Raw genomic sequence first — 12,175 nt, 5'->3', positions numbered from 1 at the left:
TGTGGGTACGAAGATGGCGTGGGACCGGGCCCGGTCCCACGCCATCTTCGTACCCACAGCGGTTGCCGGGGCGGATCAGAGGGCGGTGCCGACCAGCACGGGCTCGGGCTCCAGCTCGACGTCGAACTCCTCGCGCACGCCGTCGCGCACGGCGCGGGCGAGGGCGACGAGGTCGGCCGCCGTCGCGCCGCCGCGGTTGGTCAGGGCCAGCGTGTGCCGGGTCGACAGCCGTGCGGGGCTGTGCTCCCCCGCCAGCCCGAAGCCCTTGGTGAAGCCGGCGTGCTCGATGAGCCACGCCGCGCTCGTCTTGACGAGCGCGGGGTCGACGACGCCGAGGCTCGGACCCGTGGTGGACTCCGGCGTCGCGGAGCGCACCGGGAAGCGGGGCGCGTCGGCGGGCAGCCCGCCCGCCCGCTCGACGGGCAGCACGGGGTTGGTGAAGAACGAGCCGGCCGACCACCGGTCGTGGTCCGGCGCCCGGCGACCGTCCTGGCCGACGCCCTCGAGCAGCATCCCCTTGCCGCCCCGGAGCTCCAGCACGGCGGCGCGCACGTCCGCCGAGGGCGCCCGCTGCCCGACCTCGACGCCGAGGCGCCGCGCCAGCTCGGCGTACCCGACCGGCGCGGACAGGCTGCCGAGACGCATCTGCAGGTTCACCGTCAGCACGACGTAGCGCGGCGTCGGGTACCAGGGCGCCCCCGGGTCGGCGGCGCCGTCGGGGCCGGCCGAGCCGGAGCGCATCGACCGCTTGAGCAGCGACGTGCGGTACCCGAAGCCGAGCTCGCTGAGGGTGAAGGTCCTCCGGCCTCCGGTGGCGCGGTCCCAGGTGACCACGGAGGAGACGACGCCGGCCACCTCCTGGCCGTAGGCGCCGATGTTCTGCACGGGCGCGGCGCCGACGGTGCCCGGGATGCCGGACAGCGCCTCGACCCCGACCCACTCGTTCGCGACGGCCTCGGCGACGAACGCGTCCCAGTCCTGCCCCGCCGGCAGGGACAGGCTCGCGCCGCCGCACGCGCCGTCGGTGCCGCAGGAGTCCTCCAGGTCGGCGTCCAGCCCCTGGCGCACGTCGTGCACGACGACGCCGTCGAAGCCCTCGTCGGCGACGAGGAGGTTGGACCCTCCGCCGACCACCAGCAGGGGCCGGCCGGCGTCGTCGGCGGCGCGCACGGCGTCGATGAGCTCGGCCTCGGTCCCGGCCTCCACGTACGTCCCGACGGGGCCGCCCACGCGCAGGGTCGTGAGGTCGGCGAGCGTCGGCTCGGCCGGCGCCGACGGCGCGGCGCCGGGGCCGCCGGGGGCGGTCGTGGACGAGGTGCTGGCTGCTGGCAGGCTCACGCGTCCAGCGTACGCGGGGCCGGTCCGCCGGCCGGACGCAGCGGCCGCGCCGCCCCCGCGACGGCCAGACCGACGGCGACGGGCAGCGCGAGGACCAGCAGCGCGTCGCGGTAGCCGACGTGCTCGGCGAGGAAGCCGATGAGCGCCGGCCCGACGAAGAACGCCGAGTACCCGACGGTCGAGACCACGGAGACGCGCAGCGCGGCACGACGCGGGTCGTCGGACGCGGCGGACATGCCCAGCGGGAAGCCGAGCGCGGCGCCGGCGCCCCAGATCCCGACCCCGACGAGGGCCACCCACAGCACGGGCGACAGGGCGAACAGCCCGACGCCGACGAGCGCCGCGGCGCCCGAGAGCCGCAGCACGGCCACCCGCCCGAGGCGGTCGATGAGGGCCGTGCCGGCGAGCCTCGTGAGGGTCATCGCGCAGAGGAACACGGCGAGGCCGATCGCCCCCGCGGCCTCCCCGGCGCCGAAGCCGTCGACGACGGCGAGGCCTACCCAGTCGTTGGCGGCGCCCTCGGTGAGCGCCGCGGCCAGGACCACGAGCCCGATGAGCAGGGTCCGCGACTCGCGCCAGGTGGCGAGGGTGTCGCGCCACGAGTGGCCGGGGGCCGGCTCGACGGCCGTCGCCGGGTCGGCGGCCGTGTCGTCGCGCGCCCCGTCCGGTCTGCCGGCGTCCGCCGCCGGGGCGTCCCGGCCGGCCGGCTCGAAGAAGCGGACCGCGGCGGCGACGACGAGCAGGTCGGCGGCGAGGACGGCGAGCAGGTGCACGGGCAGGGACAGCCCGGCGTGCACCGCGAGCGCCGCGAGCCCCGCTCCCCCGACCGTGCCCAGGGAGAACGCGGCGTGGAACCGCGGCATGACCGACCGGCCGAGGCGCTGCTCGACGACCGCGCCCTCGAGGTTCATCGCCGCGTCCCACACACCGATGCCCATGCCGCCGACGAAGAGGCCCAGGCGCACGAGCATCGGCTGGTCCGCGCCGACGGCGAGGGCGGCGCCCCCGTACCCGACGAGGTGCAGGGCGGCGAACGCCACGCAGGTGACGCCCGCCCCGATGCGGGACGCGATCATCCCGGACAGCGGCAGGGCGACCATCGAGCCGACCGCGCCGGTGAGCAGCAGCACGCCCATCTGCGCCTCGGAGAAGCCGAGCCCGTCGCGCACGGCGGGGATGCGGGCCGCCCAGGTGGCGGTGCCGACCCCGGCGACGACGAAGACCGCCGAGACCGCCCAGGCGGCACGCACGGCGTGCCGCGGCGGGGCGGGGCGGGAGGCGGGGCCTGCGGGGGGCACGGAGCTCACGACGAGAACGGTCCGTCGGCGCCCCGCCCGGAGTCAAATCGATTCGAGCACGGCGCGTCGCCCGGGTAGGCTGGCGGCCCGACCTCAGCGGCGCGGGAACGGACCACGGGCTCCCGGCCGACACCCCTCGTACGACCGGAAGGAACCGCATGGGTCGCACCCCCGGTACCCGCCCCACCCTGGCGCGGGTCGCCGAGCTCGCGGGCGTCTCGGTGTCCACCGCGTCGCTGGCGTTCTCCGGCGCCGGGCCCATCACGGCCGAGACGCGGGACAAGGTGCTCGCCGCCGCGGCCGAGCTCGGCTACACCGGCCCCAACCCTCTCGGCCGCCAGCTGCGCTCCGGCCGGTCCGGCATCGTCGGGGTCGTCCTCGGCAACCAGCCCGGCCGGGCGTTCCGCGACCCGGTGGCGGTCAAGGTCCTCGACGGTCTCGTCGAGGTGCTCGGCGCGCGGGGGCTCGGCGTCCTGCTCATCCCCGGGGTGCCGCGCCACGACACGGAGCCCGCGGTGGTCGACCCGCTCGTCGACAGTGCCGCCATGGACGTGGCCGTGCTCGTGTGGGGCGTGGTCGGCGCCGACCCGACGCTCGACGCCCTGCAGCGCCGCGGCGTCCCCGTCGTCATCGGCGAGGGGCGGGCCGTCGAGGGCGCCGCCCTCGTCGACCTGACCGACCGCGCGGGGACCGCCGACGCGGTCCGTCACCTGCGCGAGCTGGGGCACACGCGCATCGCGGAGATCACGCTCCCGTTCGGGGCGGGAGAGCGCTCCGGGCCGGTCGACGCGGCCCGCTTGGCGCAGGTCGAGTTCACGCCCGCGCGGCACCGCAGCGCCGGGGTGCGCGACGTCGTCGAGCCGGTCATCTCGTGGGAGACGCCGGCGTCGCTCGTGGAGCACGGCCGCGACGCCGCCACGGAGATCCTGGGCACGTGGGTGCCCGCCGCGGAGCGTCCGACGGCGGTCGTGGCGCACTCCGACCTGCTCGCCGCGGGCGCCGTCATCGCGGCGCGCGAGCTCGGCCTGCGCGTGCCGGAGGACGTCTCGATCGCCGGGTTCGACGGTCTCGACCTGCCGTGGCTCTCCCCCGACGTCCTCACGAGCGTGCACCAGCCGCTGCGGGCGAAGGGGGCGGCGCTCGGGCACGCCGTGCTCGCCGCCCTGGCGGGCGAGGAGCCGACGACCACGACCCTCGACGTCACCCTCGTGCCGGGCACGACGACGGGCCCCGCGCCCGCGGGCTGAGCGTCGGCTACCGCACCGCCGGCGCCTCCGGCCCGCGCGCCCGCTCGACCACGGCGCGGGCGCGCTCCCGCGTGCAGAACGCGAGCCGGGCCGTCTTCGGGCCGTGCGGCAGGTCGAGGCGTACCGTGCCCGCCTCGGCGAACCCGAGGGCGCGCATCCGGACGAGGATCGCGCGGTTGCGCGCGTCCGGCTCGGCGACCAGGCGCTCCGCGCCCGGCTCCGCGAAGGCGAGCTCCAGCATCGCGGGGCCGAGGACGGCCCAGGGCGCGGTGGGCGCCCCCTTGAAGAAGTGGACGCCGACGTCGCCCGGCGCCGCCTCGTACGCGGCCGCGAGCGGGTCGTCCTCGGGGTGGTAGAGCTGCACCAGCGCGACGGGCTCGCCGTCCCACCGCACGAGGTAGGCGTGGTGGGTGGGCAGCGTGTCGACGAACTCGTACGTCTCGCGGAGCTCGGCGGGCGTGAGGTCCCCGAGCCCCCAGAACCTCCCCTCCGGGCGGGTGACCCAGGCGTGCAGCACGTCGAGGTCGGCGACGGGGTCGAGCACGTGCGCGGCGACGGTGCCGCCGGCGCCGTCCTGCGTGCGCCACACCTCCTGGCCGCGCGCGCCGGTGCGCAGCCGCACTCGGGCCGGGTCGTCGGTCATGGGTCCTCCAGGGGTTCGAGGGGCAGGGGGACGGGGCGCAGCCGCGCCCAGTCGGTCTCGATCGGGACGGTGCCGCCCTGCGCCCAGGTGGCGTGCTGGTCGGCGAAGTGGGGCGAGCGCGGGTCGCCGCTCGCCCCGAACGGGACGCCCCACCGGCTGGCGCGCCGGTCGGACAGGTCCCAGACCCAGCGCGCGACGGAGCCGCGGGAGGCGGCGTGGGTGACGCCGGGCACGTCGGGGGTGCACCGCACGGTGTCCACGGACCCGCCGAGCGGTGCCCGTGAGCCCGCCGGCACGCCGGGGACGTCGCCGGGCCGGACGGCGGGGTCGACGGCGGCGACCTCGGCGAGGGCGTGCGCCGGCGCGAGGACGTGCAGCTCGCCCCAGGTCGCGTCGCCCCAGGTCGCGTCACCCCAGGTCCCGTCGTCCTCCGGGAGGCGGGCGTCCGCGAGCGCCGCGGCCGCCAGGGCGGGCGGGTCGACCACGGCGCCGCCCGCCGCGCGGGGTGCCCCGGTGGCGAGGAGCCGGGTGAGCACGTCGCCCACCCGGGCGGTGGCGTCGAGCCAGGGGGCGAGCAGGTCGGGCAGCCCGTGGGGCCGGTGCAGCGGCGCGAGAACCGGGTGGGCGGCCGTCCGGCGCACGAGCGCGGCACGCCACCGGGCGAACAGGGCGGCGTCGCGGGATCCGGGGTCCATGCGGGCGCCGCCGGCGACCCAGGCGCGCAGCCGGTCGGCCGTGGGGTCGCGGGTGCCGTCGAGCAGGCCGACGAGGGCGGCGGCGCCCGCGTCGTGCGTGTCGGCGTGCACCCGGCGCTGGGCGGCGGGCGTCTCTCCCCCGGCGGGGGCGTCGGCCAGCAGGGCGCGGATGCGCGCCGCGCGGTGGGGGGCGGCGTAGGCGTACCCGAGGTCGTGGCCGGGACGGTCGGGCCGCTCGTTCGCGTCGACGGCGACGCCCGCCGTGACGTGCTCCGGCGCGGGCAGGTCCCGGCGGCCACGGGCGGCGGCCGCGGCCGGCGGGACGGGCAGGGCGCGCCCGGCGGGCGGGACGTCGGGGACGCGGCCGGCGGTGAGGCGGAGCACCGTGCCGGTGGAGTCGGCGGCGAGCACCCGGTTCACCGGGTCCACCCACGTCGAGAGCACGGCGGCGACGTCGTGCGCCGTGCGCACCCGCTGGAGGCCGCGCCAGGCCGGCACGCCCGCGTCGGCGTCGGCGCGCACCGGCCAGCGCAGCGCGTGCCGGTCGGTGAGGAGCGGGCCGCGCGGCGTCTCCTCCCACCTCACCTGGACCGGCGCGGCGCCCCGCACGGGCACGGTCTCGGAGCCCGCCGAGCGGTCCGCGGCCGGGGCGTCCTCCTCGTCGACGACCTCGGTGCCGTGCGCGACGGCGTTGGTGACGCCCCAGGCGACGGACCCGCCCGGGGTGACGGCGTGCCCGAAGTGGGCCACCCCCGGCACCCCGGGGAACGCGAGCCCCACGACGTCGAACCCGTCGTCGCCGGGGGCGTCGCAGGCGAGGCGCACCTGCTGGTAGACGCCCGGGAGCTCGAGCAGCCGGTGCGGGTCGCCGGCGAGCAGCGGCGCCCCGGAGGCCGTGCGCGAGCCGTGCACCGCCCACGCGTTGGACCCCGCCGACGGCCCGCCGTCGGGGCCCGCCAGCGCCACGGCGGGCACCGTCGGGCCGAGCGTGCTCGCCACGTGCTCGCGCCACAGCACGTGGGGCCAGGACCCGAACAGCAGCTGGTTCACGCAGAACACGCCGATCGGCGCCCAGCCGGGCCACGGCTCGTCGGCGGGCAGGGGCGCGCCGCCGGCCGCGCGGGCGAGCGCCTGCCGCTCGGGCACGTCCCGCCCGCCGGCGGCCAGGCCCGCGCTCGTGCCGGCGGCGTACGCGTCGAGCCACGCCCGCTCGGGCGGGGCCAGCGCCGCGTAGACGCGACGCGCCGTGTCGGCGAGGCGGAGGCGCACCGCGAAGCGGTCCCACTCCAGGCCGGCGGGCCCGAACCGCGCGGCCAGCCGCCCCTCGGCCCGCCAGCGGTCGACCTCGACCTGCCACCCGCGGTCCAGGGCCGTGACGTAGCCCTGGCCGTAGGCGACGTCCCGCTCCGTGGCGGCGCGCACGTGCGGCACGCCCCAGGAGTCGCGGAACAGCGCGAACCGCGCCGCGGGTCCGGTCACCGGGCCGCCGGGTTCGCGAGCGTCCCCGCGAACAGCAGGGAGGACGACTGGTCGGCGAGGTCGACCATCTGCAGCGTGTTGCGCAGCTGCAGCCGGTTGAGGCACGAGTGCGCGAAGCGCGGCGCCCGCAGGTCCACCCCGGAGTCGAGGCCGGGGTGCTCGTCGTGGTGGCGGTCGAGGGTCTCGGCCACCAGCGCCCAGAACCGGGCCTCGGGCAGCACCCCGTCGCCGGCGAGGATCCCGGCGAGGTGGCGCAGCACGCCGTCGAACACGTCGGTGAAGATCGTGAGCGCCTTCTCCGCGTCGTCGACGACGGCGCGCACCCGCTCGACGCCGGTCGGCAGGGCGCGCTCGCCGAGGACGGCGACCTCCTCGCCGACGTCCTTCATGATCGCGCGGCGCACGACGCCCTCGCGCAGCACGAGGACGAGGTTCTCCCCGTGCGGCATGAACGCCAGGTCGTGCGCCCGCAGGCAGTGCACCAGCGGGTACAGGTAGGCGTCGAGGTAGGCGCGCAGCCACGCCTCGGCGGGCACCCCGGACGCGCGCACGAGCGCGGTCGCGAGCGCCGCACCGGAGGCGTCCCGGTGCAGCAGCGCCGCCATCGTCACGAGGCGCTCGCCGGGCGCGGTGCGCGGCAGCGGGGACTCGCGCCACAGGGCCGCGAGCATCTTGCGGTGCGCGTTCGGATGCGGCGTGCGGTGGTAGACGTCGCCGGTGTACCCGATCGCCGCCCGCTCGCGCAGGACGCCGAACCCGGCGGCGCGCAGCGTGGCGTCGGACCCGACCACGCCGGCGACCCAGTCGTTCACCGCGGGGGTGTCGCGCATGTACGCCGGGGACAGGCCGCGCAGAAAGCCCATGTTCTGGATGGCGAGCGCCGTCTTGACGTAGTGCCGCTCGGGGCGGGTGCGGTTGAACAGGGTGCGGATCGACTGCTGGGGCTGGTACTCGTCCGCGCCCGGGCCGAGAAGGACCAGGTCGCCGCGGGCGACGTCGGCGGCGAACGTCACGGGGACGCGGTGCTGCCACTGCCACGGGTGCACGGGCAGGTACAGGTAGTCGGCGGGGTCGAGGCCGCGGGCGGCGAGCCGGTCCGCGAACGCCGCCCGCTCGGCGCCGGACATCTCGGCGTCGTACAGCGCGCGCTCGTCGAGCCCCTCCCCGACCGCGAGGTGGGTGTGCTCGCGGCGCGCCGCCAGCCACCGCAGCCGCAGGCGACCGCCCCGCTCCGGCGCGTACGCGCGGTAGTCGTCGAGCGAGAAGCCGATCCGACCGTTGTTGGCGAGGAACGACGGGTGACCCTCGGTCATGGCGGCCTCGGCCGCCTGGAGGGCGTCGGCTCGTCGGAGCGCGTCGCGGCGGGCGTCGCCCTCCTCCGGACCGGTGCCGGCCGGCGCGGCGAGGGCCGCCACGAGGCCGGGGACGTCCGGCGAGGCGCCGTCCAGCTCCCGCTGACGCTTGGCCATGCCGGCCGCCAGCGTGCACGAGAGCTCCTCGAGGTAGGTCGCGAGCAGGTCGTCGGGGACGTCCAGCAGCGGCCGCAGGTCGGCGACCAGCTCCAGCGCGTCGACCGGCAGGGCGCGCGCGGTGCCGGCGGCGGTGCGCGTGACCGACGCCGGGTCCACCACCCAGTGCTCCAGGGCGTACGTGCGCGCCGCGAAGCGGTAGGTGGCATGGTCGAGCGCGAGGACGTACCGGCCGGTGCCGGCGTCGGGGTCCGGCTCGGGCCGGTACAGCCGCTCGTGGGCGAGCTCGCCGAGCGCCTTGGCCGCCAGGTGCCGGTGGGCGTGCTCGGCCAGGTCCGGGCGCAGGTGGGAGGCGGCCTCGACGCCCGGCCCGAGCGGGGAGGCGGCGTGGTCCTGGCGGGTGCAGACGCTCAGGGCCGCCGTCTTGGTGCCGTCGCCCTCGGGCAGGACCACCTCGCGCAGCACGCGGAACCCGGCCGCGGCGTTCTTGGCGGCGACGGCCCGGTTCACGACGTCGGGCTCGACGACGACGCGGGCGCCGCCCAGGCCGCCGTCGCGCTCCGGGGCGAGGCAGAACCGCACGACGGCGCCCATGGCGGCGTCGGTGAGGCCGTGGCGGCGGTCCGCCGGGTCGGCGGGCGGGGGCGCGACCAGCAGGTGCATGCCCACGTCCCCGGGCTCGGCGTCGTGCACGCCGACGAGCAGCACGCGGGCCGGGTCGTACGTCTCGACGTAGCAGACGGGGTGCCCGTCGAGGCGCCCCAGCCAGGCCTGCTGGGCGGGGTCGTCGGCCACCTGCGCCACGTGGTCGCGGACCTGGTCCGCGGTGAGGTCGCCCATGCGCCAGAACGCCGACGCCGGGTGCGCGAGCCAGGCGTGGAGCGTCGCCACGGCCTGCGGGTCGGCGGGGTCGAACGGCTCCAGCGCGACGGTTCCCGCGCCCGGCGCCGCGACGGCGGCGGGGGCGGGCAGGTCGGTGGTCGGTGCGGTCATCGGGTGGCCTCCGTGGGGACGTCGACGGCGGGGCGGGCGGTGTCGGGCGGCGGCGCGCCGTCGGGCAGCCCGAAGGTCTGGAACGCGATGCGGCGCTCGACCGGGTAGGGCTCGCGGCCGGTGACGGCCGCGAGGACCACGGAGTTGCGCCAGGCGCCGAAGCCGAGGTCCGGCGCCGTCACCCCGTGGGTGTGCTCCTCGGTGCCGACGACGTGCAGGCGGCCCGCGTCGTCGACGGTGTAGTCGCGCGCGACGTCGAGCCGGCCGCGGGCGTCGACGCGCGCGAGCCCGGGGGCGAGGAAGCCGGGGACGCCCGGCCCGGCGTACCCGGTGGCGGCGACGACGGCGCGGGTGCGGTGCTCCGCGACCTGCCCGGTCTGGCCGTGGCGCAGGGTGAGCACGTGCTCGCCGTCCCCGTCGGGGCCGCCGGCCTCGGTACGGGCGGCGACCACCTCCGTGTCCGTGAGGAGCGTGGTGGGCAGCTCCGCGCCGACGGCGGTGCGCCGGTACAGGGTGTCGTAGATCTCGTCCACCAGGTCGCCGCTGATGCCCTTGGACAGCGCGCGCTGCTCGCGGCCGAGCAGGTCGCGCAGCTCGCCGGGCAGCGACCGGTAGTGGTCGGTGTACTCCGGCGAGGTCATCTCCAGGGTGAGCTTGGTGTACTCCATGGGGAAGAACCGCGGCGAGCGCGTCACCCAGTCCACCCGGTACGTGTCGGCGCCGGCGCCCTCGACCAGGTCGCGGTACACCTCGGCCGCCGACTGGCCGGAGCCGACGACGGTCACCGACCCGCTCGCCCGCAGGGCGTCGCGGTGCGGCAGGTAGTCCGCGGTGTGCACGACGGGCCCGGCACCGGCGGGCGCGTCGGCCGCGAGCGCCGCCAGCGGCGCGGGCAGCCGCGGGGCGGTGCCGACGCCGAGGACCACGTGCCTCGCTCGGTACGTCTCCGTCCGGGGCGTCGCCGTGGACCCGGCGCCGACCTCCGCGGTGACGAGCAGGTCGTCGGACCCGGGCGCGCGCTCGACGCCGACGACGCGGCGGCCCCAGCGCAGGGTGCCGAGGCGGTCGGCGACCCACCGGCAGTACTGGTCGTACTCGGAGCGCAGCGGGTAGAACGACTCGCGGACGTAGAACGGGTACAGCCGCCCGACGTCCTTGAGGAAGGCGAGGAACGAGTAGGGGGACGTGGGGTCGGCCATCGTCACCAGGTCGGCGAGGAACGGCACCTGGATGGTGGCGCCGTCGAGCATCATGCCGGGGTGCCAGGAGAAGCCCGGGCGCTGGTCGAGGAAGACGGCGTCGACGTCGTCGAGCGGGTCGGCGAGCGCCGCGAGCCCCAGGTTGAACGGGCCGATGCCGACGCCGACGACGTCGTGGGTGCGGGTCATCGGGCGGCCTCCCCCGCGTCGCCGGCGCGGTCCAGCCGCGGGTGGGCGTCGCGGCACGGCGGCGTGCCGGTGTCGAGGAGCTCCTGGCCGGCGAGCAGCCCGTGCGCGGCCGACCGGACGAGGTCGAGGACGCCGCGGACGTCGTCGAGCGTGGCGTCCGGGTTGAGCAGGGTGAGCTTGAGGCACGGCCGGCCGTCGACCACGGTCTTGGCGACGAGGGCACGGCCGGAGTCGAACAGGACGCGGCGCACCCGCGGCACGAGGGCGTCGGCGACCGCGTCGTCGACGCCCTCGGGCTGGTAGCGGAAGAGCACCGTGGACAGGTCCGTGGGCGCCAGGACCCTGAGCTCGGGGTCGCCGTCCAGGTCGGCGTGGACCGCGGCGGCGAGGTCGCAGACGGCGTCGACCATCGCGCCGATCCCGTCGGGGCCGACGGCGCGCAGCGTCGCCCAGAGCTTGAGCGCGTCGAACCGGCGCGTGGTCTGCAGTGACCGGTCGACGAGGTTGACGTCCGGGTTGGGCTCCCCGCCCTCGCGCGCCGGGTTGAGGTAGTCCGCGTGCCAGGAGGTGCGGGCCAGGTCGGCCCGCTCGCGCACGAGGAGCGCGCTGCACGACACGGGCTGGAAGAACGTCTTGTGGAAGTCGACCGTGACGCTGCGGGCCCGCTCGATCCCGGCGAGCATCCGGCGGCGGCGGGCCGAGACGAGCAGCCCGCCCCCGTACGCGGCGTCCACGTGCAGCCAGGCCCCGGCGGCGTCACAGAGGTCGGCGACCGCGGCGACCGGGTCGAGGCAGCCCCGGTCGGTGGTGCCGGCGGTGGCCACGACGGCCATCACGACGTCACCGCCCCGGACCGTGGTGGCCAGCGCCGTCGCCAGGGCGTCGGGGTCCATCCGGCCCTCGTCGTCCGTGGCGACCGCCACCACGGCGTCGTCGTCGAGGCCGAGCAGCAGGGCCGACTTCGCGACGCTGAAGTGGCTCGAGGCGGTCGCGAGGACGCGCAGCCGGGCGAGCCGCGCGCGCCGCTCGGCGCCGCGGAGCCGGGCGCCGTCGGCGCCGGTGAGGGCCCGTTCGCGGGCCAGGTGGAGCGCCTGCAGGTTGGACTGGGTGCCGCCGGAGGTGAACACCCCGTCCCCTTCCGGGAAGCCGATGCGCGCCGCGGTCCACGCGACGAGCCGCTGCTCCATGAGGGTCGCGACCGTCGACTGGTCGTAGGTGTCGACGGAGGTGTTGATCGCCGCGAGCATCGCCTCCGCGCCGACCGCCGGCAGGGCGACCGGGCAGTTGAGGTGCGCGGCGTACGCGGGGTGGTGGAACCAGACGGCGTGCGTGGCGTACAGGTCAGCCGTCTCCCGCAGCGCCGCGCCCGTCCCGACGGGGTCCCGGTCGAGGTCGACCGCGTCCACGAGCGCCTGCAGCTCCGCCCGGCCGGCGCCGGCGAACGGCTGCTGGGCGCCCTCCACGCGGGCGGCCACGTCGTCGACGACGGCGTGCAGGGCAGCGGCGTAGTCGGCCGCGGTGGCGCCGCGCAGCAGCGCGCGGCCCGGGGGTGCTGCCGGGGCGTCGAGCGTCGTGGCGTCGACGGGCAGGTGCGTGGGCATCGTCCGATGGCTCCTCGGGGTAGG

At 77.7% G+C, this 12,175-nt stretch carries 8 protein-coding genes; 1 reads left to right on the top strand and 7 read right to left on the bottom strand.

The annotated features are described in order from the left end of the window. Positions 1–75: 75 nt before the first annotated feature. Together EYB28_RS05790 and EYB28_RS05785 are read right to left on the bottom strand one after the other, a co-directional pair. Positions 76–1,338, bottom strand: coding sequence for a UDP-N-acetylmuramate dehydrogenase (locus tag EYB28_RS05790; RefSeq protein ID WP_166845607.1), 1,263 nt, complete (start codon positions 1,336–1,338; stop codon positions 76–78). Then, the gene (locus EYB28_RS05785) at positions 1,335–2,645 is read right to left on the bottom strand and encodes an MFS transporter (RefSeq protein ID WP_240930409.1); all 1,311 of its coding nucleotides are present in this window, start codon (positions 2,643–2,645) and stop codon (positions 1,335–1,337) included. The genes EYB28_RS05790 and EYB28_RS05785 overlap by 4 nt, the downstream gene beginning before the upstream one ends. Positions 2,646–2,794: 149 nt before the next feature. On the opposite strand from EYB28_RS05785, the gene EYB28_RS05780 reads away from it, so the two are divergent. After that, entirely contained in the window at positions 2,795–3,883 is a 1,089-nt protein-coding gene (locus EYB28_RS05780) for a LacI family DNA-binding transcriptional regulator (protein ID WP_166845606.1), read from the top strand. Between the two features lie 7 nt (positions 3,884–3,890). On the opposite strand, the gene EYB28_RS05775 is transcribed toward EYB28_RS05780, so the two are convergent. Genes EYB28_RS05775 through EYB28_RS05755 form a run of 5 tightly spaced genes read right to left on the bottom strand, consistent with a single transcriptional unit; the run spans position 3,891 to position 12,151 of the window. Next, entirely contained in the window at positions 3,891–4,526 is a 636-nt protein-coding gene (locus tag EYB28_RS05775) for a GNAT family N-acetyltransferase (protein WP_166845604.1), read from the bottom strand. Next, complete coding sequence (locus EYB28_RS05770) at positions 4,523–6,700, bottom strand: penicillin acylase family protein (protein ID WP_205710851.1); 2,178 nt, start codon at positions 6,698–6,700, stop codon at positions 4,523–4,525. The genes EYB28_RS05775 and EYB28_RS05770 overlap by 4 nt, the downstream gene beginning before the upstream one ends. Next, the gene (locus tag EYB28_RS05765; protein ID WP_166845602.1) at positions 6,697–9,162 is read right to left on the bottom strand and encodes a GNAT family N-acetyltransferase; all 2,466 of its coding nucleotides are present in this window, start codon (positions 9,160–9,162) and stop codon (positions 6,697–6,699) included. Before EYB28_RS05765 ends, EYB28_RS05770 begins: the two co-directional genes overlap by 4 nt. Further along, entirely contained in the window at positions 9,159–10,550 is a 1,392-nt protein-coding gene (locus EYB28_RS05760; RefSeq protein WP_166845600.1) for a lysine N(6)-hydroxylase/L-ornithine N(5)-oxygenase family protein, read from the bottom strand. The genes EYB28_RS05765 and EYB28_RS05760 overlap by 4 nt, the downstream gene beginning before the upstream one ends. Next, positions 10,547–12,151, bottom strand: a complete 1,605-nt coding sequence (locus EYB28_RS05755) for a pyridoxal-dependent decarboxylase (protein WP_166845598.1) — start codon at positions 12,149–12,151, stop codon at positions 10,547–10,549. Before EYB28_RS05755 ends, EYB28_RS05760 begins: the two co-directional genes overlap by 4 nt. Positions 12,152–12,175: the final 24 nt, after the last annotated feature.

Source organism: Isoptericola sp. BMS4 (assembly GCF_011634835.1).
Classification (GTDB): domain Bacteria; phylum Actinomycetota; class Actinomycetes; order Actinomycetales; family Cellulomonadaceae; genus Isoptericola.
The sequence above is the reverse complement of the archived record's forward strand: the minus strand, read 5'-3'. Positions and strand labels throughout refer to the sequence as shown.